Origin of the sequence: Pseudomonas sp. CFBP 13711 (assembly GCF_014842265.1) — a bacterium.
Classification (GTDB): Bacteria; Pseudomonadota; Gammaproteobacteria; order Pseudomonadales; family Pseudomonadaceae; genus Aquipseudomonas.
The window spans coordinates 266,587-290,519 of record NZ_JACYVI010000002.1 but is presented as its reverse complement, the minus strand read 5'-3'; the positions used below and the strand labels follow the sequence as shown (position 1 = coordinate 290,519).

At 61.0% G+C, this 23,933-nt stretch carries 19 protein-coding genes; 8 read left to right on the top strand and 11 right to left on the bottom strand.

All coding sequences use genetic code 11. The features are described 5' to 3' along the window. Positions 1–153: 153 nt before the first annotated feature. Both ahpF and IFT47_RS06250 read left to right on the top strand, forming a co-directional pair. The gene (ahpF, locus tag IFT47_RS06255) at positions 154–1,716 is read left to right on the top strand and encodes an alkyl hydroperoxide reductase subunit F (protein WP_192172110.1); all 1,563 of its coding nucleotides are present in this window, start codon (positions 154–156) and stop codon (positions 1,714–1,716) included. 228 nt (positions 1,717–1,944) lie between these two features. Then, positions 1,945–2,250, top strand: coding sequence for a DUF1883 domain-containing protein (locus tag IFT47_RS06250; RefSeq protein WP_342345366.1), 306 nt, complete (start codon positions 1,945–1,947; stop codon positions 2,248–2,250). Between the two features lie 69 nt (positions 2,251–2,319). Here the strand turns inward: IFT47_RS06250 and IFT47_RS06245 are convergent, their stop codons facing one another. Next, positions 2,320–4,059, bottom strand: a complete 1,740-nt coding sequence (locus IFT47_RS06245) for a dipeptidase (RefSeq protein ID WP_192172108.1) — start codon at positions 4,057–4,059, stop codon at positions 2,320–2,322. Between the two features lie 323 nt (positions 4,060–4,382). Here IFT47_RS06245 and IFT47_RS06240 point away from each other — a divergent pair, with 323 nt between their 5' ends. After that, on the top strand, positions 4,383–5,411 hold the full coding sequence (locus tag IFT47_RS06240) for an alpha/beta fold hydrolase (protein ID WP_192172107.1): 1,029 nt from the start codon (positions 4,383–4,385) through the stop codon (positions 5,409–5,411). A 217-nt stretch (positions 5,412–5,628) separates the two neighbouring features. After that, positions 5,629–6,243 carry a hypothetical protein gene (locus tag IFT47_RS06235; RefSeq protein WP_192172106.1) on the top strand — a complete coding sequence of 205 codons (615 nt, stop codon included), beginning with the start codon at positions 5,629–5,631 and terminating at the stop codon, positions 6,241–6,243. Positions 6,244–7,135: 892 nt separating this feature from the next. Here the strand turns inward: IFT47_RS06235 and IFT47_RS06230 are convergent. From IFT47_RS06230 to IFT47_RS06195, 8 genes are all read right to left on the bottom strand, one after another. Next, a complete protein-coding gene (locus IFT47_RS06230; protein WP_192172105.1) occupies positions 7,136–8,071 on the bottom strand; it encodes a carbohydrate kinase family protein in 936 nt (311 codons plus the stop codon). Between the two features lie 32 nt (positions 8,072–8,103). Beyond that, the gene (gene xylB, locus IFT47_RS06225; RefSeq protein WP_192172104.1) at positions 8,104–9,597 is read right to left on the bottom strand and encodes a xylulokinase; all 1,494 of its coding nucleotides are present in this window, start codon (positions 9,595–9,597) and stop codon (positions 8,104–8,106) included. An 8-nt stretch (positions 9,598–9,605) separates the two neighbouring features. Further along, complete coding sequence (locus tag IFT47_RS06220) at positions 9,606–11,123, bottom strand: mannitol dehydrogenase family protein (protein ID WP_192172103.1); 1,518 nt, start codon at positions 11,121–11,123, stop codon at positions 9,606–9,608. Positions 11,124–11,157: 34 nt separating this feature from the next. Then, complete coding sequence (locus IFT47_RS06215) at positions 11,158–12,261, bottom strand: ABC transporter ATP-binding protein (RefSeq protein WP_192172102.1); 1,104 nt, start codon at positions 12,259–12,261, stop codon at positions 11,158–11,160. 95 nt (positions 12,262–12,356) lie between these two features. Further along, positions 12,357–13,190, bottom strand: coding sequence for a carbohydrate ABC transporter permease (locus IFT47_RS06210; RefSeq protein ID WP_108121930.1), 834 nt, complete (start codon positions 13,188–13,190; stop codon positions 12,357–12,359). Positions 13,191–13,200: 10 nt separating this feature from the next. Continuing rightward, the gene (locus IFT47_RS06205) at positions 13,201–14,133 is read right to left on the bottom strand and encodes a carbohydrate ABC transporter permease (protein WP_192172101.1); all 933 of its coding nucleotides are present in this window, start codon (positions 14,131–14,133) and stop codon (positions 13,201–13,203) included. An 81-nt stretch (positions 14,134–14,214) separates the two neighbouring features. After that, positions 14,215–15,537 carry an ABC transporter substrate-binding protein gene (locus IFT47_RS06200; protein WP_192172100.1) on the bottom strand — a complete coding sequence of 441 codons (1,323 nt, stop codon included), beginning with the start codon at positions 15,535–15,537 and terminating at the stop codon, positions 14,215–14,217. 242 nt (positions 15,538–15,779) lie between these two features. Continuing rightward, positions 15,780–16,685 (bottom strand): AraC family transcriptional regulator, encoded by a 906-nt coding sequence (locus tag IFT47_RS06195; protein WP_192172099.1) that lies wholly within the window; start codon positions 16,683–16,685, stop codon positions 15,780–15,782. Between the two features lie 342 nt (positions 16,686–17,027). On the opposite strand from IFT47_RS06195, the gene IFT47_RS06190 reads away from it, so the two are divergent. The 3 genes from IFT47_RS06190 to cobF all read left to right on the top strand — a co-directional run bounded on the left by IFT47_RS06190 (position 17,028) and on the right by cobF (position 18,480). After that, positions 17,028–17,210, top strand: coding sequence for a type II toxin-antitoxin system HicA family toxin (locus IFT47_RS06190; protein ID WP_192172098.1), 183 nt, complete (start codon positions 17,028–17,030; stop codon positions 17,208–17,210). Positions 17,211–17,245: 35 nt separating this feature from the next. Then, on the top strand, positions 17,246–17,647 hold the full coding sequence (locus IFT47_RS06185) for a type II toxin-antitoxin system HicB family antitoxin (RefSeq protein WP_192172097.1): 402 nt from the start codon (positions 17,246–17,248) through the stop codon (positions 17,645–17,647). Positions 17,648–17,718: 71 nt separating this feature from the next. Then, positions 17,719–18,480 carry a precorrin-6A synthase (deacetylating) gene (cobF, locus tag IFT47_RS06180; RefSeq protein WP_192172096.1) on the top strand — a complete coding sequence of 254 codons (762 nt, stop codon included), beginning with the start codon at positions 17,719–17,721 and terminating at the stop codon, positions 18,478–18,480. 10 nt (positions 18,481–18,490) lie between these two features. Here cobF and IFT47_RS06175 read toward each other — a convergent pair whose 3' ends face one another. Both IFT47_RS06175 and IFT47_RS06170 read right to left on the bottom strand, forming a co-directional pair. Then, positions 18,491–19,756, bottom strand: coding sequence for a glycosyltransferase (locus tag IFT47_RS06175; protein WP_407073226.1), 1,266 nt, complete (start codon positions 19,754–19,756; stop codon positions 18,491–18,493). 28 nt (positions 19,757–19,784) lie between these two features. Then, positions 19,785–20,147, bottom strand: a complete 363-nt coding sequence (locus tag IFT47_RS06170) for a response regulator (RefSeq protein WP_192172095.1) — start codon at positions 20,145–20,147, stop codon at positions 19,785–19,787. A 270-nt stretch (positions 20,148–20,417) separates the two neighbouring features. On the opposite strand from IFT47_RS06170, the gene IFT47_RS06165 reads away from it, so the two are divergent. Next, positions 20,418–23,927, top strand: coding sequence for a response regulator (locus tag IFT47_RS06165; RefSeq protein ID WP_192172094.1), 3,510 nt, complete (start codon positions 20,418–20,420; stop codon positions 23,925–23,927). The last annotated feature ends 6 nt before the right edge of the window (positions 23,928–23,933 follow it).

Below are 23,933 nucleotides of genomic sequence, written 5' to 3'. Positions count from 1 at the left end.
ATGACCGGATCGGGGGCGATGAGCCCGTAGGCACGTAAACCGCATCGCCCCCAAAAAACGCCCGGGCGGTTATCGCTCGGGCGTTTTTTTTTGTAGAACTCGCTGGATTCCGAAGCGGATCCGGACCCTGAAAGTGAAGAAGGAAGCCGAACCATGTTGGACGCCAATCTTAAAGCTCAGTTGAAATCTTACCTGGAGCGGATCACTCGCCCGATCGAGATCATTGCGTCCCTTGATGACGGCGCAAAATCCCAGGAAATGCTGGCCCTGCTCAATGACATCGTCAGCAGCTCCGACAAGATCACCCTGGACACCAATGGCAGCGATACCCGCACGCCGTCCTTCGCCCTGAACAGCCCGGGCCAGGACATCAAGCTGCGCTTCGCCGGTCTGCCAATGGGCCACGAATTCACCTCGCTGGTGCTGGCACTGCTGCAAGTCGGCGGTTACCCGTCCAAATCCTCCGAGGAAACCATCGAGCAGGCCCGTAGCCTGACCGGTGAGTTCAAGTTTGAAACCTACTTCTCGCTGACCTGCCAGAACTGCCCGGACGTGGTTCAGGCACTGAACCTGCTTGCCGTGCTCAACCCGAACGTGCAGCACGTCGCCATCGAAGGCAGCCTGTTCCAGCAAGAAGTCACCGACCGCCAGATCATGTCGGTGCCAAGCATCTACCTGAACGGCGAACTGTTCGGCCAGGGCCGCATGAACCTGGAGGAGATTCTGGCGAAGATCGACACCAGCGCCGGTGATCGTCAGGCCGAGAAGCTGAATGCCAAAGAAGCCTTCGACGTTCTGGTCGTCGGCGGTGGCCCGGCCGGTTCCTCCGCAGCGATCTACGCTGCCCGTAAAGGCATTCGCACCGCCGTGGCAGCCGAGCGTTTCGGCGGCCAGGTGCTGGACACCATGGCGATCGAGAACTTCATCTCGATGCAGCATACCGAAGGGCCGAAGCTGGTGGTCGCCCTCGAAGAGCACGTCAAGCAGTACGAAGTGGACGTCATCAACCTGCAGCGCGGCGAGCAGTTGATTCCGGGCAAGAATGGCGAGCTGCATCAGGTCAAGTTCGCCAGCGGCGGCGTGCTGAAAGGCAAGACCGTGATTCTGGCGACCGGCGCACGCTGGCGTGAAATGAACGTCCCGGGCGAGCAGCAATACCGCAACAAGGGCGTGGCGTACTGCCCGCACTGTGACGGTCCGCTGTTCAAAGGCAAGCGCGTCGCGGTGATTGGCGGCGGCAACTCCGGCGTCGAAGCGGCCATCGACCTGGCCGGTATCGTGTCCCACGTGACCCTGCTGGAATTCGACGCCAACCTGCGCGCCGATGCAGTGCTGCAACGCAAGCTGCACAGCCTGCCCAACGTGACGGTCCTGACCAGCGCGCTGACCAGCGAAGTCACCGGTGACGGCCAGAAAGTCAACGGCCTGCGCTACAAGAACCGCCTCACGGGTGAGGAAATCACCGTTGAGCTGGAAGGCATCTTCGTGCAGATCGGCCTGCTGCCGAACACTGAATGGCTCAAGGGCACCGTCGAGCTGTCGCCACGGGGCGAGATCATCATCGACCAACGCGGCGAGACATCGATCCCGGGCATTTTCGCTGCCGGCGACGTGACCACCGTGCCGTACAAGCAGATCGTGATCGCGGTCGGCGAGGGCGCCAAAGCCTCCCTCAGCGCCTTCGACCACCTGATCCGCACCAGCGCCCCGGCGTGATGGTTTATTAGTGGGACCGGCTTCAGCCGGGAAGACTTCGGCTGCCACACTGCAAAATGATGGCGTACAGACTGGCCTCTTCCCGGCTAAAGCCGGCCCCACTAAAAGCAAAACCTCATGAGTGATCATGAGGTTTTTTTTGTGCTGTCATTTAGGCGACCCCGCCTTGTGGAGCCGGGCCTGCATGATATTCTCGCGCCCGTTTTCAACTCTGCCGTGGGATCCCCCGTGAAATTCATCCACCAACGCGAACACCTGAATGAAGGCGACATCGTGGTGATCGAGTCCTCGAACGCCTGCAATATCCGCCTCATGAGTGACGCCAACTTCCGCAGCTTCAAGAACGGCGGTCGCCACACTTATCACGGCGGCGCCTTCGACCGCTTTCCGGCGAAGATCGTCGTGCCCAGCACCGGCTTCTGGAGCATCACTCTGGACACGGTCACCCAACGGGCGATCAGTGTGACGCGCAAGCCCAACCTCAAACACTCGATCAAAATCGTGCGCCGGACAGGCTCAAAGCTTCAAAACTGAGTGGCTGATGACTGCGCATTCAGCGGCGCGAATCAGGCCCGCCATTGCAGCGGGCCTGGGGCAGGGGGGTCAGAGTTTCGGCAGCTGACCGATGCGGCCCATCATCTCGGTGACGATCTGCAAGTCCAGCAGGAACTGCTCGGTGGTCTTGAACTCGGCGTCGGTGTGACCGGTGTATTTGACGTCGGGTTTAGCCAGACCGAACTGCACGCCGTTGGGCAGCTCATGCACGGACGTGGCGCCGGCGGACGTGCCGAACTTGTGCTCCATGCCCAGGTTCTCGGTGGCCACGGCCAACAGCGCCTTGACCCACTCGCCCTCGGGATTGCGGTACATCGGCTCGGCGATCGAGTAATTGAAGCCTGGCGTGATATGGCTCTGCTGGGTCCAGGCGGTCAGCTTCTGTGCGATTTCCGCCTTCAGCGCTTCCGGTGATTTGCCCCTTGGCACGCGCAGATTGACTGCCAGTTTGAAGGCCTTGTCGTCCATCGCCACGTAAGTCAGCGAGGCCGTCAGCGGGCCCATGAACTCATCACTGAAGCCGACGCCCAGTTTGGCGCCCAAGTAGTCCAGGCCCCAGTTGTCAGCGGCGTAGCGCGCGGCGTCGGTGATCGCGTTGTGCTTGAGCGCGACCTTACCGTCCAGGCCGTTGATGAAATCGAGCATCCGCGCCACCGGGTTGACCCCCGATTCTGGCTCGGAAGAATGCGCCGACACGCCGGTGACGGTCAGCTTGACGTCCTTGCCGGCCACTTCCGCGTCGACCTTGAAGTTGCCGCCGTTGCGCTGGGCGTACTCGGCGCCGGCTTTCTGCAACTCGGCCGCGAGTTCAGCGGGTTGATCGCTCACCAGCGTGACGACCGATTTTGACGGGATCTGGTTAGTGGCCATGCCGCCGGTCATCGAAGTGATTTCCGCGCCAGTGCCTTCGGCGGTGCGACGGGCGAAGCTGGCCATGACCGTGCCGTAGCCCTTTTCCGCGATGACCACCGGGTAGCTGCCGTCGAGCGCCAGGTTGTAGGCCGGCGTCGGGTTGCGCTCGAAATAGTAGGGAATGGCGTCGCCGGAGGTTTCTTCGGTGGTGTCGATCAGCAGCTTGAAGTTGCGCGCCAGGGGCAGCTTTTCTTCCTTGATCACCTTCATGGCGTAGAGCGCGACGACGATGCCGTTCTTGTCATCCTCGGTGCCGCGCCCGTACATGCGGTCGCCGATCAGGGTGATTTTGAACGGATCCAGACGAGTGCCATCGGCCAGCACCCAGTTGTCCAATGTGACCGGCACGACGTCGGCGTGGGCATGAATGCCGACCACTTCAGGGCCCGCGCCCTCAAGGGAGATTTCATACACGCGGTTGTCGATGTTACGGAAAGTCAGGTTGAACGACTGCGCGAGGGTTTTGATTTTCTCGGCCATCTTGATGAACGCCGGGTTGTCGTGCTGTGCGACGCCTTCAGTCTGGAACGTAGGAATGGCGACCAGCTCGCGCAGAGTTTCGGTGGCGGCGCTGCCGTATTTCACCCGCGCATAAATCCCCAGCAGGCGATGGATATCGTTCTGCTCATCGGCGGACAGCTTTTTATTGCCGAGGAAGGCATTAATCGCCGGCTCAATGCCGGCGGCCTTGACGACGTCGGTGGTGCTAATGGTCTTAAGGAATTGGCGGAAATCCGTGACCGCGTTTTCTTTGAGACTGCCGACAATCGTGCTGCTTTGTTGCGCGGTGAGGTTGGCAAAGGCAGCCGGTGCAATGGCGGAGACGCCGGCGAACATCAAAGTGGCGGCGGCGAGTTTTTTGAGTGAAAAGTCCATTGGGTGGGGCATTCCTTGGCAGGCATGTTGAGAGAAATGTCTGATCATTCGATCAGAAACCACCGCACGCTACCATCGCCGGTGGAGCAGGGGGAGTCCTCATGGCGATATCTGTCGCCTTCAAGGGGAAAAGCGGCGCAGAACCGTAAATGACTCAGGCCATTGAATGGCCTGAAAAAATAGGCGTGAACCCGCCTCGCTCATACGCCATAACCGTCTACGCTGATGGCGCAGCGCGACGGCATGGTGTTGATGTACATGGTTTTCCGTAGCCGCAAACCTTTCAGGCGCTACCACGCCCGGCTATCTCACTGAGGAACTCCATGAAACTGCGTCATTACGCTGACCGGACGCTGCGTGCGTTGCTGGTCGTGATGAGTGTAGGCATCTGCCAGGCGGCAGAGCAGCAGCGTGTGAACATCGGCTCGTTGAACATGACCGGCGGCAAAATCACTCGTTGCGACTTGGGTTATCGCACCTACGGCACCCTGGCAGAAGATCGCAATAACGTCGTGTTGGTGACCACCTGGCTCGCCGGGCGGACGTCCGACCAGGCCGACATGATCGGACCCGGCAAGTTGGTCGACACCAATCGCTGGTACGTGGTGGCGATGGACGCTATCGGCAACGGCGTGTCCTGCTCGCCGTCCAACAGCCTTAGCGCGCCGCGCCTGAAGTTTCCGCAGTTCGGTATTCGCGACATGGTCAAGGCGCAGCATCGCTTGCTCGCCATGTACCTGGGCATCGATCACGCCCACGCCATCGTCGGCATTTCCATGGGCGGTATGCAGGCCTTGCAGTGGGCGGTGATGTACCCGGATTTCGCCAGCAAGGTGGTGACCATTGTCGGCACGCCACACCCGACCGAGCGCGATCTGCAGGCATGGAATGCAGAACTTGCCGCCATCGAACACGCGCCGGGCTGGAACAACGGCAACTATGGGCCGGGCACGGTGTTCAAGCAGCTCACGGCGGTACACAACGGTTATCTATGGACACCGGAGCGTGCTGCAGCCAAGCCGGCGGGGAACAGGCCTGCGCCTGGCGGCAACGTTCCTGCTTCAACAGGTGGCCAGCCGTTCAGTACGGTCGACTGGTACCGGCAATTGCAGGCGATGACGTCCTTTGATCTGTTGCGTCAGGGAGATATGGCCGCGCTGGCCGGGAAGATCAAGGCGCAGCTGTTAGTCATCACGTCAGAGCAGGACCGCATGGTAGACCCGGCCCCTTCCAAGGCGCTGGCCGCTCAAAAGCGCGCACAGTTGCTGGTGCTCAACAGCGATTGCGGGCACATGGCGCCGGCGTGTGAAGCAGACAAGGTGAATGAGGCGGTGAAGGCGTTCCTTAAATAGACGGCGGCCTCCGGTTGTCAGCGGTGCACTGGCCAGTACGGCAAGCCGGCGGCGAGAACCTGCCGCAGACGGCAAGCATTGTCGATTACGCGGCTCATCACGCCCTGGCGCGTGGTCTGCAGGCCCGTGCTGGCGGGCCTTTCAGGTGGATCAGGCGGTATGGCATCGGTTTTGCTGTTGTCGGGGTACATCGGACAACCTGAACAGGAGGTGAAAGATGTTAATCGGCAACAGTGCCATCCAGCAGTTCGTGTCGAAGGCCGTAAGCCACACCCATTACGCCACGACGGACACGGATGCCTACAACAGCGCCATGGCCGGCGCTGCCACACCCGTGGCGGCGATTGCAAGCAATGGTGAAGGCGCGGCGCAAAGCAGCAATGACGGCAAGCAGGGCTACGACGAGTCGTTTGCCAAAATGATGGTGAACCTGAAAGCAGCGGCGGCCAACACGGCGTCGTCGGTGACGGACGATGACAAGGCGGCTGCGGCTGCGGCGTTTGTGTCCAGCGCTGACAAGCAGGTCGCGTCGTCTGATAGCGTCAGCAAGACCGTCTCCGATGAACTGGCGGCCAGTGATGGCACGGCGGGTTCTGACGGCGCGGGTTCGGTGAAGGATCAGTTTCTGTCCTACATGAACCAGACCGACGCGGAGAAGGTGCGGCAGCGGTTGACGGGCGTCAGCAAGGCGGAATACGACGCCATGACGCCGGAAGAGCAGGCGGCGGTTGACAAGCAGGTGACCGAGCTGCAGAAGCAGAAGACGGATCAGCAGGTCGCTGAGCGGGAGGTGAAGACCAGGATCGCCATGGCAAAGGCGGAAATGGCCTGATCTGTTGGCGCCTCGGGTGCTCTGCCTAACGGCAGAGCGTTTCGCCTTCGGCGAGTTACTTGGAAAAGCACCCCAAGTAACCAAGGGTGCTTGCTCTCGGTTGGGCCCGACTTCGTCGGGTTCCTTCACTCCGGTCCCGCTCCGTGGGCCCGCGCCGAACGGACATCCATGTCCTGACGGCGCTCTCGCGGCATCCATGCCGCTCGACCCACTCCGCGAAACCTGCGTTCAGCCTGCACCAAAGTCGCGATAGGTGTCGTCTGAGGGTTATGTGTTTGGAGATCAAAGTCAAAAGCAGATCAGAAGCAGATCGAGGGCGGGTCAAGCGCCAAGGACGTGTGGGAGTGAGCTTGCTCACGAAGGGGCCGGTACATCCATCGGATATCTGGCGTGTTGGATAAAGCATTCGCGAGCAAGCTCGCTCCCACAAGGAGGGGGGCTATCAGCAAAAATATCGGCGCCTGAGCTGGCCTCTTCCCGGCTAAAGCCGGTCCCACTAACAGCAGCGCGTGCAATCAGTGGGACCGGCTCCGACTGTAGGACCGGCTTTAGCCGGGAAGCTCTTGACCTGCTCTTGATCTGCTTTTGATCTTCATACGCAAAAAGTCCAGTCACCGCCAAACGCGACTTGGGTGCAGGCTGAACGCAGGCGACGCGGAGTGGGCCGAGCCGCAGGGATGCGGCGAGAGCGCCGTCAGGACATGGATGTCCGTTCGGCGCGGGCCCACGGAGCGTCGCCGGAGTGAGGGAATTCCGACGCAGGAGGAACCTAGCCAGGAGCAAGCACCCTTGGTTACTTGGGGTGCTTTTCCAAGTAACTCGCCGAAGGCGAAACAGTCTGCCCCCAGGCAGACGCCCTTGATCTTGATTTTGCTTTTAATAGTGCTCGGCGCTAAACGACTTCCGCCCGATAGGGCAAATCCGGCCCCTCCCGCGTACAGGTCACCGCCGCTGCCGCCACCGCAAACTCCAGCATCTTCGTCAGCGTCTCCCGGTCCACGCCCGCCAGAGCAGCTGGCGCATCCAGACCCCGCTCCGTCAGAAACGCAATCAGCGCCGCCTGAAACGTATCACCGGCACCCACCGTATCCACCGTCTCCACCTTGCGCGCCGCCACCGACCACGTACCCAGCGCCCGCGTGAATATCGTCGCGCCCTCACGCCCGCGGGTCATGATCACCCACTGGCAATTGTCCTTCAGCCAGCCCTCGGCCACCGCCGCCGCGTCCTTCTGCGGATACAACAGCTCCAGGTCCTCATCACTGACCTTGATGATGTGCGCGTGCTCGGCAAACTTCGCCACCTGACCGCGCCACAGCTCAATGCTCGGCGCCGGATTCAGCCGCACGTTGGGATCGAAGGTAATCAGCCGCTTGCCGCTTTCCCGCCGAACCAGCGTCAGCAGCGCGGCGGCGATCGGCTGCACCACCAGCGAAAACGAACCGACGTGCAGGCCCCGCACGCTGTCGTCCAGCGCAGGCAGATGCTCGACGCTCAGCATCCGGTCGGCGCAGCCTTCGCCGCGAAAACTGTACTGCGGCGAGCCGTCGGCACCCACGGCGACCATCGACAGCGTAGTCGGCGCGTCGATGTGCACGAGAAAGTCATCGCGCACGCCTTCTTCAGCCAGCACTTTCAACAGGCGCTTGCCCAAGTAATCGCTGGAGATGCCGGCAAAGAACCCGGCATCGATGCCCAGCCGGCGCAGCCCCACGGAGACGTTGAACGGCGAACCGCCGGCGATGGCCTGATAACCCACTTTGTTGCTTTGTCCGCTGTCCGGCTGACAGAAAAAGTCGAACAGTGCTTCGCCACAGACCAGATACATAGTTGCTCCATAAAGGCCGACGGGGCTGTCCGTCAGAGGCCCTGCAATTGAGTGCGATAGTGCTGATAAACCGCCTGATACGCCGTAACGTGTTCGGCAACCGGCCGGGTTTCGCTGGCCGGATCGAGGCTGACGCAACGTTCGGTCAGCGCCTGCAGCGATTCGCCGTCGCCGACACCCCCGGCATCGGCGTGGGAATGACACCACGCCGCCTGGATCGCCGCGCCCAGTGCCGCCGCTTCGGTGCCGGTGGTGCAGATGACCGGCGTGTCCATGATGTCGGCGACGATCTGCCGCCAGATCGCGCTTTTAGCGCCGCCGCCGATCAGGCGGATGTTATCGCTTTTAATGCCGCTGTCACGCAACAGGTCCAGACCGTAGCGCAGCCCGAAGGTGGTGCCCTCGACCACCGCGCGGCACAGGTTGGCCTGGGTCAGGTTGGTGCTGTCCAGCCCGAGAATGCTGCCGGTGGCGTGGGGCAGGGCGGGCACGCGTTCGCCGTTGAGGAACGGCAGCACGAGTACGCCCTGGGCGCCAATCGGTGAGGAGGCGACCGCCGCGTTGAAGGCGCCGATGTCCAGGGTGAACAACTCGCGGATGGCACTGGTGGCGTTGGTCAGGTTCATGGTGCAGATCAGCGGCAGCCAGCCGCCCGACGAGGAACAGAAGGTCGCCACTGACGGCTGCGCACTGACATTACCCGCTTCGGCGAAGGCGTAGACCGTGCCCGACGAACCCAGGCTCATGGTGATTGAGCCCGGTGCAATATTCCCGGTGCCGATCGCGCCCATCATGTTGTCGCCGCCGCCGCTAGAGACGATGGCGTTCGGATTGAGGCCCAGCCGCTGGGCGATGGCAGGAAGAATCGTGCCCACCGGCTGATGCGCTTCGATCAGTTCCGGCAGAGCCCTGACCAGCCGGCCATTGGGTTCGATGTGCTCAAGAATGTCGAGGTCCCACGCGCGGGTGCGCACGTTGAAATAACCGGTGCCCGACGCATCGCCGAACTCGCTGCAGCTGCGGCCGGTCAGCCAGTAATTGAGGTAGTCGTGGGGCAGCAGGATCTTGTCGATGCGGGCGAACAGTTCGGGGAAGTGCTCTTTGCTCCACAGCAGTTTGGAGACCGTGTAGCCCGGCGCGATGGCGATACCCAAGCGCTCCAGCGAACCGGCTTCACCGCCCAGATACGCCAGCAGGCGATCATTTTCCGGGGTGGATTCGGTGTCGCACCACAGCTTCGCCGGGCGCAGCACCTGGCCTGAGTCATCGAGCATGACCAGCCCATGTTGCTGCCCGGACACGCCGATGGCCTGGATGTCGGCACCGGACACACCGGCCTGCTGCAACGCCACCGTCGTGGCCTGCTCGAACGCATCGAGCCATTCCTGCACATCCTGTTCGCGGCGACCGTTGGCGCCACTGATCATGTGGTGCGCACCCGAGCCTTCGCCCAGAACCTTGCCGCTGACCGCATCCAGAACAATCGCCTTGGTGCCTTGGGTGCCGCAATCGATGCCGAGAAACATGTTCCACCTCAGACGGTTTTCGCCAACAGGTTTTCCAGGGTTTTGCTGACGCCCAGTTCTTTCAGGCTGTTCAGGTTGTGCTCGAACGATGCCACGAACTCGGCAGACTGGGGAATCGCCGCGCCGAAGATTTCTTCCACTTCAAGCAGCCGCTGAGTGACCAGCACGTCATCGGCCACCAGCGCCTTGCAGAAGTCCGCGCGCGGGTCGACCACGGTGTACGGCACGCCGTTCTCGCCGGTGAAATCGCCCGTGCGGTTGCCCTGCAGGTACAGCGCCCAGGCCGCGACCACCAGCGAGGCTCGGTCCATGTTGCCGCCGTCGAGGATCAAACGGTTGATGGTCGGCACGGTGAATTTCGGAAATTTCGACGAGCCGTCGGAGCACACCCGCTCCAACTGATCGGCGATGGCCTGATTGGAAAAGCGGTCGATCAGGGTCTGTTTGTACTCGGTCAAATCGATGCCCGGCACCGGCGCCAGTTGCGGGGTGACGTCCAGGTCCATGTAGGTGCGGATGTAGTCGACGAACAACGGGTCATTCATGGTTTCGTGGACGAAGCGATAGCCCTTCAGCGCGCCCAGATAGGTCAGCGCCAGGTGGCTGCCGTTGAGCAGTTTGATTTTCATTTCTTCGTACGGGGTCACGTCGTCGGTGAACTGCACGCCGACCTTCTCCCAGGCCGGGCGGCCGTTGACGAACTTGTCTTCCAGCACCCATTGCACGAAGGGTTCGCAGACCACCGGCCAGGCGTCATCAATCCCTTTCTGGTCGTGCAGCTGCAGGCGGTGGGCGGTGCTGGTCATCGGCGTGATGCGGTCAACCATGGCGTTGGGAAAACTGACGTTTTCAGCGATCCAGTCATGCAGCTCCGGGTCTCGCAGTTGGGCGAACGCCAGCAGGGCCTTGCGGGTCACGGCGCCGTTGTGCGGCAGGTTATCGCAGGACATCAGGGTGAACGCCGGTGTGCCTTCCGCGCGGCGTCGGGTCAATGCCGCGCACAGGTAACCGAAGACAGTTTTCGGTGTGGCAGGGTGTTCGAGGTCGTACTGGATCTGCGGCAGGTGGCTCATGAATTCGCCGGTGCTGTCATCGATGCAATAGCCGCCTTCGGTGATGGTCAGCGAGACGATGCGAATGTCGGCGCTGGCCAATTTGTCGATCAGCGCCAGGTCACTGTCGGTGGACATGAGCATCTGGCTCATGGCGCCGATCACGCGGGTTTCGGTGTCCTGGGTGTCGCCCAGTTCGAACAGCGTGTAGAGGAAGTCCTGGCCCTTCAGCGCCTCGAAGTTGCCGCGGTCTTCTTCGCGCAGGCTGACCCCGCAGATGGCCCAGTCCAGGCTTTCGCCGCTGCGTTCATTGGCGCCGAGGGACATCAGCGCATCGGTGTAAAACGCCTGGTGGGCGCGGTGGAAACCGCCGACGCCGATGTGAGCAATGCCCTGGCGGCGCTCATCGAGGGAGTAGGCGGGGATGGCAATGCCGGCGCCCAGATTGGAGAGGTTCTGCTTGTTCAGTTTCATGACGGTGTTCCCGAATTCTGTGATGGGCGATGACTCAGGCAGCGGCCTGCAGCGCGCGGCGGATGACCTGGCCCTGGGCGTCGAACAGGTGGCAGTGCGCGCTGTTCAGGTGCAGTTTCAGGGTCTCGCCGTACTGGCTGGCCAGGTCACCGCGAATACGCATGGTCAGCGGCTCGCCCGAGGTGGTGCGCACGTGGCAGTAGGTGTCGCTGCCCAGGCGTTCGCTGACATCGGCGATGACGGTCAACTGGCAATCGCCTTCGTTGGCCAGCTCCAGGTGCTCGGGACGAATGCCCAGGGTCACCGAGTCGCCGACGCTCTGTTGCGCGTTGGTGAAAGGCAGCAGCACTTTCGTCCCGGCGTCCAGGGTGACTTCGCAGGCCGAGGCCTGGACGCCGCTGATGATGCCCTTGAGAAAGCCCATTTTCGGCGTGCCGAGAAAGCCCGCGACGAACAGGTTGGCCGGGTGGTGGTACAGCTCCAGCGGCGAGCCCACCTGTTCAACGCGACCGCCGTTGAGCACGACCACCTTGTCGGCCAAGGTCATGGCTTCCACCTGATCGTGGGTGACGTAGATCATCGTTGCCTGCAGCTCTTTATGCAGGCGCGACAATTCCAGCCGGGTCTGCACCCGCAGGGCGGCGTCGAGGTTGGACAGGGGTTCATCGAACAGGAAGATTTTCGGGTTGCGCACGATGGCGCGACCGATCGCCACCCGCTGGCGTTGACCGCCCGACAGCTGCTTGGGCTTGCGCTCCAGCAACGGGCCGAGCTCGAGGATACGCGCGGCTTCATCGACCTTTTTCTTGACCTCGGCCTTCGGCGTGCCGGCCAGATCCAGCGCGAACGACAGGTTTTTGCCGACGGTCATGTGCGGGTACAGGGCGTAGGTCTGGAACACCATCGCTAGGTCGCGCTTGGCCGGTGTTACTTGAGTGATCTCGCGGCCATCGAGTTCGATGCTGCCGCTGGTGACGTCTTCCAGGCCGGCGATCAGGCGCAGCAGGGTGGACTTGCCGCAGCCCGACGGACCGACGAAGACCACGAATTCGCGATCCTTCACGTCCAGGTCGATGCCTTTGATGATCTGGTGGCCGTCAAAGCCTTTTTGCAGATTTCTGATTGTCAGGTTAGCCATGATGGGCTCCAGTTTTATTCTTCAAGAATATCGGGCGGTGTGCATCTACCTGCGGGATCGTTCCCACGCTCAGCGTAGGAACCCTCATGTTTCGGTTATTTCACGGCACCAAACGACAGCCCGCGAACCAGTTGTTTCTGGCTGATCCAGCCGAAGATCAGGATCGGTGCGCAGGCCAGGGTCGACACAGCCGACAACTTGGCCCAGAACAAGCCTTCAGGGCTTGAATACGAGGCGATTAGCGCAGTCAGCGGTGCGGCATTCGAGGAGGTCAGGTTCAGCGACCAGAACGCCTCGTTCCAGCACAGGATCAGTGACAGCAGCGCCGTCGAGGCCAGCCCGCCCTTGCAGATCGGGATCAGCACGCGAAAGATTTCCTGACGCGTGGTGGCGCCGTCCAGCCGCGACGCTTCGAGAATCTCTCCGGGAATGTCCTTGAAGTAGGTGTAAATCATCCACACCACGATCGGCAGGTTGATCAGCGTGTAGATCACAATCAGCGCGATGCGCGAATCCAGCAGGCCAAAGGTCTTGGCCAGCAGGTAGATCGGCATCAGCACGCCCACCGGCGGCAGCATCTTGGTGGAGAGCATCCACAGCAGCGTGCCCTTGGTCCGTTTGGTTTCGAAAAACGCCATGGAGTAGGCCGCCGGCACGGCGATCAGCAGGCACAGGATGGTCGCGCTGAAAGAGATCAGGATCGAGTTCCAGGCGAAGTGGAAGTAGTCACTGCGCTCCTGGATGTGCAGGTAGTTTTCCAGGGTCGGGGTGAAGAAGAACTGCGGCGGCGTGGCGAACGCGTCGATCTCGGTCTTGAAGCTGGTCAGGACCATCCAGAAGATCGGGAAGAAAATCAGCGCCGCGATCAGCCACGACAAGGTGCCCAGCAGGGCACTTTGCAGGCGACGGGATTGTTTGAGCGTCATCATGGCCTTGCCCTCAAGACTTGTCGGTGAGGTTTTTGCCGATCATCCGTACCAGGATGATTGCAGCAATGTTGGCGATCACGACGGCAATCAAACCGCCTGCCGATGCCATGCCCACGTCGAATTGCAGCAGTGCCTGGTTGTAGATCAGGTACGCCAGATTGGTGGAAGCGAAGCCCGGGCCGCCATTGGTGGTGGTGAAGATTTCGGCGAACACCGAGAGCAGGAAGATCGTTTCGATCATCACCACCACGGCGATCGGGCGCGCCAGGTGCGGCAGGGTCAGGTGCCAGAAGATCGCGATCGGGCCGGCGCCATCCAGACGCGCCGCTTCTTTCTGTTCCTGATCCAGGGATTGCATGGCGGTCATCAGAATCAGGATCGCGAAGGGGAGCCACTGCCACGACACAATGATGATGATCGACAGCATCGGGTAATTGGCCAGCCAGTCCACCGGCTGGGCGCCGAACAGCTTCCAGACCCAGGCGAGGATGCCGGACACCGGGTGGAAAATCAGGTTCTTCCAGATCAGCGCGCTGACCGTCGGCATGATGAAGAACGGCGAAATCAGCAGCACACGGACGATGCCGCGACCGAGGAATTCACTGGCCTCCAGCAGAGCCGAGATCAGTACGCCGAGGATCACGCTGATGGCCAGCACGCTGCCGACCAGCAACAGCGTGTTCATGGCGCCGGGCAGGAAGCCTGCGTCGGTGACGAAGAATTCGAAGTTCTCCAGCCCGACGAATTCGTTTTCGCCGGGGTTGAGCAGGTTGTAGCGGATCAGCGAAAAGTAGATGGTCATGCCCAGCGGCACGATCATCCACACCAGCAGCAACAGCACCGAAGGGCTGACCAGAAACCAGCCGGGCTTGGTGACGCTGCCTTTGACGGACGACTTATCATCGGCTGCAGCGGTGCGTGGGGTGAGGGTTGAGGTGTTCATGTCGACTCCGAACCGGGCAAACGCGTGAGCGTGAACGTGGGCGGCAGGCGATCTGCGCCTGCCGCCTTAAAGCAGCGGGTGTCAGCCCTTTTTCGGGTAACCCGCGCGCTTCATTTCACGCTCGGCCACGCTTTGCGCGCTGGTCAATGCCTGATCCACGCTGGAGGTGCCCACCAGTGCTGCCGAGAACTGTTGGCCGACGGAGGTGCCGATCGACTGAAACTCGGGGATGGTTACCAACTGGATGCCCACGTACGGCACCGGCTTGAGGGTCGGCGCTTTCGGCGTGACGGCCTTGAGGGATTCCAGGGTGATATTGGCGAACGGCGCGGCTTGTTTGTAGGCATCGGTGTAGGTCGATGCGCGGGTGCCTGGCGGAACGTTGGACACGCCGTCTTTCTCGGCGACCAGCGCGGCGTACTCTTTGGACGTGGCCCATTCGGTGAAGGCGCGCGCGTCCTTGTCGTTCTTCGCGCTGGTCGGGATCGCCAGTGCCCACGAGTACAGCCACGCCGAGCCCTTGTCGGTCACTTCGTGTGGCGCGTAGGTAAAGCCCACGCTGTCAGCCACTTTGCTCTGGGATTTGTCTGTCACGAACGAGCCGGCGACGCTGGCATCCACCCAGATTGCGCATTTGCCGCTGTTGAACAGCGCGAGGTTTTCGTTGAAACCGTTGCTGGAAGCGCCGGGCGGGCCGTCCTTCTTCATCACGTTGGTGTAGAAGGTCAGCGCGTTCTTCCATTCAGGCTGGTCGAATTGCGGCTTCCATTGTTCGTCGAACCAGCGCGCGCCAAAGGAGTTGGCGATGGTGGTGATCAGCGCCATGTTCTCGCCCCAGCCGGCCTTGCCGCGCAGGCAGATGCCGTACTGTTCCTTGGACTTGTCGGTGAGTTTGTCGGCGAATTCGGAGATCTGCGTCCAGGTCGGACGCTCCGGCATGGTCAGGCCGGCGGCCTTGAACAGGTCTTTGCGGTAGTAGGTGATCGAGCTTTCTGCGTAGAACGGCAGGGCGAAGAGTTTGCCATCAACCGACAAGCCATCGCGTACCGAAGGAAACACGTCGTCCAGCGCGTAGGACGCAGGCAGATCGTTCATTTCCTTGAGCCAGCCCTTAGCGCCCCAGAGTGAGGCTTCGTACATGCCGATGGTCAGCACGTCGAACTGGCCGCCCTTGGTGGCGATGTCGGTGGTCAGGCGCTGACGCAGCACGTTCTCTTCCAGCACGACCCACTTGAGCTTGATGTCCTTGTGCTGTTCTTCGAAGGTCTTGGACAGCCGCTGCATGCGGATCATGTCGCTGTTGTTGACGGTGGCGATGGTGACTTCACCGGCTGTGGCGGTGGTGCAGAGAGACAGGAGGGTCAGACAGGTACCGGCAAGGAGAACGTTTGCAGAGGTCTTCATTTATCACTCCTCTTCTGCGCCAAGGCTGACGTCAGAAGCTTGGTTATTGTTTTTGTTTCTTCCGGAGGCCAGGAAGAATGTCAGTTGATTACAGCCTTGTACGCGCCGGTTGACAAATCCTGCGGCGCACTTGAACTGATACTTTTTTGCACCGGGGATTCAGCCGGCCACGTCGTAGAACTGCGCCCGCGCATGGTGCGGGGCAGTTCCAGCGTAGTTGAAGGGTGCGAACGGGTAACGAATCAGTACAGGTTTTGTTCGGTCAGGCGCTGTACGGCGAGGCGGCGATAGTGGGAGGGAGTCATCCCTTTGAGCTTCTGGAAGCGCCGATTGAAGTTGGAGATGTTATTGAAACCCGACTCGAAGCAGACATCCGTCACCGGCCGGTCGCCGTCGGCGAGCAGTTCGCAGGACTTGCTGATGCGCAGGCGATTGACGAATTCGACGAAGCAGCGACCGGTCGCCTGCTTGAACACCCGAGAAAAGTACGTCGGCTTCATGCCCAGGTACTCTGCCACTTCTTCCAGCGGCAACTCGCGGGCGTAGTGGGTGAAGATGTATTCCACGGCCTTGTTGGTGCGTTCCACGGCGTGATCGTCGGACAGCTGCGAGGCGGTGGTGCCCGACAACAGCTGGAAATCATCACTGGCCGCCAGCAATTCCAACAGAATGAAGAAATGCCCCAGGCGGGTCATGCCCGTGGTGTCGGCGATTTTCTGCATCAATTTGGTGGCCTGGCGGAGGGTGCGCTTGCAGCGGAATTCGATGCCGTACCGGGCGCGCTCGAGCAGTGGCGCCAGGGTCTTGAGTTCGGCGAAGACCTGATTGCCGCTTTCGAGCAGCTCTTCGGTGAAATTCACCAGCATGTCGCGCTTGGGGACGACCTCGTCTTCCTCGATCTGGCTGATCCAGTTGTGCGGCAGATTGGGGCCGGTGAGGAACAGGGTCTCAGGGTAGAAATTGCCGATGTAATCACCGACGAAGACCTTGCCGGAGCTGGCAACGATCAGGTGCAGCTCGTATTCCTTGTGGAAATGCCAGCGCACCAGCGGGCAGGGGAAACCATGCTCACGGTAGATGATCGACAGGCCATTGTGGTCGTCCATCAGCTCGTAGGAAGGTTCGGTGACTCTTGTTGTTTTGGTCATGCGTGTGCCGGTCTGGAGAGTGGCGTGGGAATAATGTGCACTATTTATTGGGCGGAATACAGATGCGGGTTTTAAACAGATGCAGCTGAACGCACGAATTCAGTAGGACCGGCTTCAGCCGGGAAGAGGCCGTTTGAGCGCCATCAATCCTGCGGTGTGACGTCCGACGCCTTCCCGGCTAAAAGCCTGCAGTGGGTCATTGGGAAGGTCTTCAGCCAGGGAGGGCGCGAGCAGGATCGCCTCGGGACCACGTTACATACCGTCGCTTAAAAAATTCTCCGCGAAGTGGCGCATGAAAGTTCGATGTGTACTATCCACATCAGTCGACAAAGGGATAGGCTGATGCGGAGCAGGGACATGATCAGAATGGTCGAGGACGATGGTGGGTATGTGGTCGAGGTCAAAGGCAGTCATCGCCAATACAAGCACCCGTTAAAAATGGGACGCGTCACGGTTCCTCATCCCAAGGATGACCTGCCAAAAGGGACGGTTCACAGCATATTGAAACAGGCCGGCCTCAAATGAATGTCCCAACGCGAATGAGCTCGGAAGGATAAAGCATGAAATTACCCGTCGTTTTACACAAGGATCCCGACTCGGTGTACGGCGTCACCGTGCCTGATATCTCGGGATGTTTTTCCGCTGGCGCGACCATTGGCCAGGCGCTGGACAATGTGAAAGAAGCCCTGGCGCTGCACTTTGAAGGGCTGGTCGCTGATGGCGAGGCGCTGCCGCAGCCGATGGACATCGACGCGCATATCAATAACCCGGACTATCAAGGAGGCGTGTGGGCTGTGGTCGAATTTGACGTGACGCCGTATTTTGGCCGCTCGGTGCGGTTCAATGCGACGCTGCCGGAAGTGCTGCTGGAACGCATCGATGCCCGCGTCAGGAGCGATCAACGTTACCGATCGCGTTCGGGATTCCTGGCAACAGCGGCGTTGCGCGAGCTGCACGAATAAGTCCGCGCAATGCCGCTTGGCTGCGGCGTTGCGAGCACCGTCCGCGAACGCCTCCAGAGAGCCGCCACCCCATGAAAAAAATCCTTGTGATTGGCATTGGCGCGGGCAATCCCGAGCACATCACCGTTCAGGCCATCAAGGCGCTGAATCGCACCCAGGTGTTTTTCATCCTCGACAAGGGCTACGCCAATGACGACCTGCTGGCGTTACGCCGGGACATTTGCGAGCGCTATATCGAGGGGCATGACTATCGTCTGGTGCAGGTGAGCGATCCAAAGCGCAGGGGCGATTCTTCGTCTTACCGCAGCGGGATCGAACACTGGCACGAGCAACGCGCCGTGCTGTTCGAGCAGTTGATTGCCGATGAAGTAAAGGCCGGCCAGACCGGGGCGTTTCTGGTGTGGGGCGACCCGGCGCTGTACGACAGCACGATGCGGATTCTCAACCAGGTGCTCGCCCGGGGTCGCGAGTCATTTGACTATGAAGTCATCCCCGGCATCACCAGCGTGCAGGCGCTGGCCGCCGGGCATCGCATCGGCCTGAACCGCATTGGCGAGCCGATTCACATTACCACCGGCCGGGAGCTAGCAGCGCAGCAGGGCGCGCACATCAGCAACAGCGTGGTGATGCTAGACGCCCATTGCACCTTCGAGCGGTTTGTCGATGAAGACTTGCATATCTATTGGGGCGCTTACCTGGGCACCCCTGACGAAATGCTCATTTCAGGCCCGCTGCACGATGTCAGCGCGCAGATACGTCAGGCGCGTGAAACAGCGCGAGCGCAGAAGGGCTGGATCATGGACACCTACCTGCTGCGCCGCGCCGTCCGCTAGGCACAATGCCTCAAGCGTTTCTGTTTTTAGCTTCTATCCACTGCGACATGTATTGCGTGCTCTTGTGCTGATGGTGGCGAAGCATGGCGCCGGTGAAGTTGGCCGTGCGATGGGCCTGGAGCGTGTCACGCAACGCGAGTATGCGTTCGATGAGCGCGGCGCAATGGCGATCATGGCCAAAGCGCGCCGGCAGCAATTGCCAGCCGTCCCGTTGCGCCTGTTGCCAGCGCGCCTGATCGGTGTAAAGGCTGACGGCCGCGTCGGCCAGCCCCTGCGCATCGCAGGCCACGGCTCCGGGAAACGCCAGCTCGCCGTGCATGGCTTCGGCACCGATGGGCGTGGTGACGGTCGGCGTGCCGCAGACCATGGCGTCGATGATCTTGCCCTTGATCCCCGCGCCGAATCGCAACAGCGCAAGGGAAATCCGCGCTGCGCCCATCACCTCCAGCGCATCTTCAGCCCAGTTCATGATGTGAAACCCCTGGGCGCCGTTATGCAGCGCTGCGGCCTTGGGCGGCGTGTACGCGCCGTACACATGAACCTGAGCGGAAGGCAGTTGCGCGCGGATCAGCGGCCAGACGGTGTTTTTCAGCCACAGCACCGCATCCCAGTTCGGCGCGTGGCGGAAGTTGCCGATGGTGATGAAATGCGCCCGCTCTTCAAAGGAGCGAGCGCCATCGGGCACCTCCCTCACAAGCAGCGGTACCCAATGCAATTGGGCGGCGGGCACTGAAAACCGCTCGGTCAGCAGGCCGATTTCGACATCCGACACCATCAGGCTCAGGTCACTGCGGTGGATGGCGGCGATCTCGCGCTGGGCCAGGTCAGTGGTTGCCATCCGGGTGAACAGATGATCCCGTGACGACTGAAAATAATCAGTCAGGTCAGCATCAGGCTTGCCGTCGAGCCGTTCCTTGACCGCCTGATGACGGGCATGGCGCAGGCTCTGCAGGTCGGAACTCTCCAGCAGACGGATCGCGTTCGGGCAGTGTTTTTCCACCCGCCAGCCGAATTGCTCTTCCATCAGGAACTGGTCGAACAACACCACGTCGGGCTGCAGCTCACTGATGAAGGCGTCGAAGCTGCTGTGATTGAGGGCGATGGCGACTTCGGTGATGCCCAATGCGGCGAGATCGGCCTTGTGCTCGCCTTCGGTGGCGGCGCTGGCGAAGGTGATCTGCCAGCCCTGTTCGAGAAAACAGTCGATCAGCTGCATGACATGGCCGCTGGCCGCTGACGATCGCGGCTCTGGCCAGACGTAGCCGATAATCAGCACATGGATCGAGGGGCGCTGCGTCAGATGCTCAGTTGCCAAGGATGCCCTTCACCTTGTCACGCAGCTGGTCGATGGAAAACGGCTTGCCGATATTGTGCATGCCCTCCGGCACATCAACAGAATCCGCGTAGCCACTGGCGAACAGCACCGGGATGTCGGGGCGAATCTCACGTGCCCGATTTGCGAGGTCTTTACCGTTCATGTCGGGCAGGCCCAGGTCGGTCATCATCAGATCGATGGTCTGGTCAGCGTTGTTCAGAAACGCAAGGGCCTCGGCGGCGTCGGCTGCTTCCAGCACGGTGTACTCAAGCTCCTCGAGGACGTCGACAATCAACATCCTGACGATGTTGTCATCTTCGACCACCAGAATCGTGCGGGGTGAATCGGACATGAAAAGTTCCTTAATTAGGCAGGGAGCGCATCGCACGGCATAGGGGGTATACAGCGTTTCGCTGCGGGCGCAATTGTGACAAGTTCCGCGACGCAACAACATGATTCAATTGAGTGTAGTGGCTTTTGGATTGCACTCAAATGTACAGTGCGAGCCCAATTGTTCTCCGTCTATTGTCAGAAAATTCAACCTTCTACGTCAGATGCTGGAGTTTTTGCCGCGATTTGCGGCAAACTCCGTCGTTTAGACGAATCCGCCTGAGCCCTTGCGATGATCACCCACTCTGCAGTCGATGAGCAACGTTTCCGCAAACTGTTAAGCCGCAACGTCAGTTTACCTTTGGCCGTCGGCGTACTGAGTGCGGCCTTCTTTGTCATTCTGATTTCCTACTTGTTGTCGGCGATCCAGTGGGTCGAACACACCGACCGGGTGATCAACAATATCAATCGCTCGCTCAAGCTCTCGGTGGACATGGAAACCGGGATGCGCGGCTTCCTGCTGACCGGGGATGAGCGTTTTCTTGACCCCTACGAAGTCGCCAAACCGGCCATCATGAGCGAGCTCCAAGGGCTTGAAGAGCTGGTCGCCGACAACCCGGATCAGGTCGACCGCTTCAAGCGCCTGGCCGCGCTGCAATCATCGTGGAACGAGTTTGCTCAGGAGATGATCACCCTGCGGCGCACCGGCGGCGACTACCAGACGCCGATCAAGGACCGTCGCGGCAAGCGCCTGGCGGACGAGATGCGTGAGCAATACGAACAGGCGGCGAACGTCGAGCATCAGCTGCGACTGACACGCAACACCGACGTGACCCACACCACGGTGATGTCAGTCTCGCTGTACATCGCGTTCATTCTGATCGTCAGCGGGATCCTTGCCTGGGTCGGCCGTCGCGACATGACCACGCTGTCCAATACCTACGCCGCGAACCTCAAGGCCCAACAGCTTGACGCGGATCGCTTGTCCCACGTCGCCTGGCTGCGCAACGGTCAGAGCGAACTGGCCGAGCAGGTCATCGGCCAGCTCACCCTCAATCTGCTGGGCCGCAATGTGCTGCACTTCTTCGCCCAATACCTGGGCGCGGTGGTGGCCGCGGTTTACGTGCGCCAGGAGCACGGCGGTCTGGTGCGCGTCGCATCCTATGGTTTCTCCCGGGAGCAGGAGCAGCACGAGCAGTCGATCTACAGCGGTGAAGGGGTGGTCGGCAAGGCGGCCGAGCAGGATCAGATCATCACCCTGAACAACGTCCCTCAGGATTACTTCAAAGTCACCTCCGGCCTGGGCGAAGGTTCGCCGCGCAGCGTCGTGGTGGTGCCGACCAGCAACGATGACCACGTCAACGGCGTGATCGAGCTGGGCTTCCTCCGTGAGCTGACGCCCCGTGACCTGGAGTTTCTCGAACTGGTCGCCGAGAACGTCGGCACCTCCATCGAGGCCGCGCGCTATCGTCAGCGCTTGCAGGAAGTGCTCGCCGAAACTCAACAGCTCAACGAAGAGCTTCAGGTGCAGCAGGAAGAATTGCGCACCGCCAACGAAGAGCTGGAAGAGCAGTCGCGGATCCTCAAGGAATCCCAGGCCCACCTGGAAACCCAGCAGGCGGAGCTTGAGCAGACCAACGAGCAGTTGGCCGAGCAGGGCAAGGCACTCGCTGACCAGCGTGACGCCCTGGACCGCAATAACGAAGAATTGCACATCGCCCAGATTGAGCTGGAAGCCCGAGCCGACGAGTTGCAGCGCTCCAGCAAATACAAATCCGAATTCCTCGCCAACATGTCCCACGAGCTGCGCACGCCGCTCAACAGCTCGCTGATTCTGGCCAAGCTGCTGGCGGAAAACCCCCAGGACAACCTCTCCGAAGAGCAAGTCAAGTTCGCAGAATCGATCTACTCGGCCGGCAACGATTTACTCAACCTGATCAACGACATTCTGGATATTTCCAAGGTCGAGGCCGGCAAGCTCGACATGCGCCCGGAGAACAGCAGCGTCAGTCGTCTGGTGGACGGCCTGCGCATGACCTTCGAACCGCTGGCGGCCGAGAAGAAGCTGGAGTTCTCCGTGGAGATTCAGTCGGGCACGCCGGTGTCGCTGTACACCGATCGCCAGCGCCTGGAGCAGATCCTCAAAAACCTGCTGTCCAACGCGATCAAGTTCACCGAAAGCGGCGCGGTCAGCCTGACCGTGTCGCGGCAGCCCGGCGAAGGCGTCGCCTTCACCGTTCGAGACTCCGGCATCGGCATCGCCGAGGAGCAGCAGGAAAGCATTTTCGAAGCGTTCCGTCAGGCCGATGGCACCACCAATCGCCGCTACGGCGGCACCGGCCTGGGTCTGTCCATTTCCCGGGATCTGGCGCGCCTGCTTGGCGGCTCGATCAGCGTGACCAGCGCGCCGGGGCAGGGCAGTATTTTCACCCTGGTGCTGCCGGAAGAGTACGTCGAGCAGGAGCCTTCGCAGTACGCCGAGGCACCGGTGATTGCCGTGCAGCCTGCGCCCGTTGTGGCGCGCGTCACCCCACCGACGCCAACTCCCGCCAGGTCTGCACCTCCCGCAGCGCCGATTCCGCGTTTTGCCGATGACCGTGAAAAAGCGCCGTTCAGTAAACGCTGCATTCTGGTGATCGAAGACGAAGTGCGCTTTGCGCAGATCCTCTATGACCTGGCCCATGAGCTGGGCTACAACTGCCTGGTGGCCCACGCCGCCGACGAAGGCTTCGATCTGGCGTCCTCTTTCGTGCCGGATGCGGTCCTGCTGGACATGCGCCTGCCGGACCATTCCGGCCTGACGGTGCTGCAACGCCTGAAGGAGCTGCCGAGCACCCGGCACATCCCGGTGCACGTGATTTCCGTCGAAGACCGTCAGGAAGCCGCGCTACAAATGGGCGCCATCGGCTACGCCGTCAAGCCGACCACCCGCGAGGAACTCAAGGACGTCTTCGCCCGCCTCGAAGCCAAGCTGACGCAGAAGGTCAAACGCATTCTGCTGGTGGAAGACGATGCTTTGCAGCGTGACAGCATCGCGCGTCTGATCGGCGACGACGACATCGAGATCACCGCGGTCGGGTTCGCTCAGGATGCCCTCGACCTGCTGCGCGACAACGCCTACGACTGCATGATCATCGACCTGAAACTGCCGGACATGCTCGGCAACGAGCTGCTCAAGCGCATGTCCACCGACGAGATCTGCGCGTTCCCGCCGGTCATCGTCTACACCGGGCGCAACCTGACCCGGGACGAAGAAGCCGAGCTGCTGAAGTACTCGCGCACCATCATCATCAAAGGTGCGCGCTCGCCGGAGCGCCTGCTCGATGAGGTGACGCTGTTCCTGCACAAGGTCGAGTCGCAGCTGTCGAACGAGCGCCAGAAGATGCTCAAGACCGCGCGCAGTCGCGACCGCGTGTTCGAAGGGCGCAAGATTCTCGTGGTCGACGACGACGTGCGCAACATCTTCGCCCTGACCAGCGCGCTGGAGCACAAGGGCGCGATCGTCGAAGTCGGGCGCAATGGACTGGAAGCGATCGAGAAGCTCAATACCGTCGATGACATCGACCTGGTGCTGATGGACGTGATGATGCCGGAAATGGACGGCTACGAAGCCACCATCGAGATCCGCAAGAACCCCCGCTGGCGCAAGCTGCCGATCATCGCCGTGACCGCCAAGGCCATGAAAGATGACCAGGATCGCTGCCTGCAGGCGGGTTCGAATGACTATCTGGCCAAGCCGATCGATCTGGACCGGCTGTTCTCGCTGATTCGCGTGTGGCTGCCGAAGATGGAACGTATCTGAATGGAT

Coding starts and splice junctions, on each gene's coding strand:
- ahpF (WP_192172110.1), top strand. CDS start 154: ATGTTGGACGCCAATCTTAAAGCTCAGTTGAAATCTTACCTGGAGCGG.
- IFT47_RS06245 (WP_192172108.1), bottom strand. CDS start 4,059: ATGGACTTTTCACTCAAAAAACTCGCCGCCGCCACTTTGATGTTCGCC.
- IFT47_RS06240 (WP_192172107.1), top strand. CDS start 4,383: ATGAAACTGCGTCATTACGCTGACCGGACGCTGCGTGCGTTGCTGGTC.
- IFT47_RS06235 (WP_192172106.1), top strand. CDS start 5,629: ATGTTAATCGGCAACAGTGCCATCCAGCAGTTCGTGTCGAAGGCCGTA.
- IFT47_RS06230 (WP_192172105.1), bottom strand. CDS start 8,071: ATGTATCTGGTCTGTGGCGAAGCACTGTTCGACTTTTTCTGTCAGCCG.
- xylB (WP_192172104.1), bottom strand. CDS start 9,597: ATGTTTCTCGGCATCGATTGCGGCACCCAAGGCACCAAGGCGATTGTT.
- IFT47_RS06220 (WP_192172103.1), bottom strand. CDS start 11,123: ATGAAACTGAACAAGCAGAACCTCTCCAATCTGGGCGCCGGCATTGCC.
- IFT47_RS06215 (WP_192172102.1), bottom strand. CDS start 12,261: ATGGCTAACCTGACAATCAGAAATCTGCAAAAAGGCTTTGACGGCCAC.
- IFT47_RS06210 (WP_108121930.1), bottom strand. CDS start 13,190: ATGATGACGCTCAAACAATCCCGTCGCCTGCAAAGTGCCCTGCTGGGC.
- IFT47_RS06205 (WP_192172101.1), bottom strand. CDS start 14,133: ATGAACACCTCAACCCTCACCCCACGCACCGCTGCAGCCGATGATAAG.
- IFT47_RS06200 (WP_192172100.1), bottom strand. CDS start 15,537: ATGAAGACCTCTGCAAACGTTCTCCTTGCCGGTACCTGTCTGACCCTC.
- IFT47_RS06195 (WP_192172099.1), bottom strand. CDS start 16,685: ATGACCAAAACAACAAGAGTCACCGAACCTTCCTACGAGCTGATGGAC.
- IFT47_RS06190 (WP_192172098.1), top strand. CDS start 17,028: ATGCGGAGCAGGGACATGATCAGAATGGTCGAGGACGATGGTGGGTAT.
- IFT47_RS06185 (WP_192172097.1), top strand. CDS start 17,246: ATGAAATTACCCGTCGTTTTACACAAGGATCCCGACTCGGTGTACGGC.
- cobF (WP_192172096.1), top strand. CDS start 17,719: ATGAAAAAAATCCTTGTGATTGGCATTGGCGCGGGCAATCCCGAGCAC.
- IFT47_RS06170 (WP_192172095.1), bottom strand. CDS start 20,147: ATGTCCGATTCACCCCGCACGATTCTGGTGGTCGAAGATGACAACATC.
- IFT47_RS06165 (WP_192172094.1), top strand. CDS start 20,418: ATGATCACCCACTCTGCAGTCGATGAGCAACGTTTCCGCAAACTGTTA.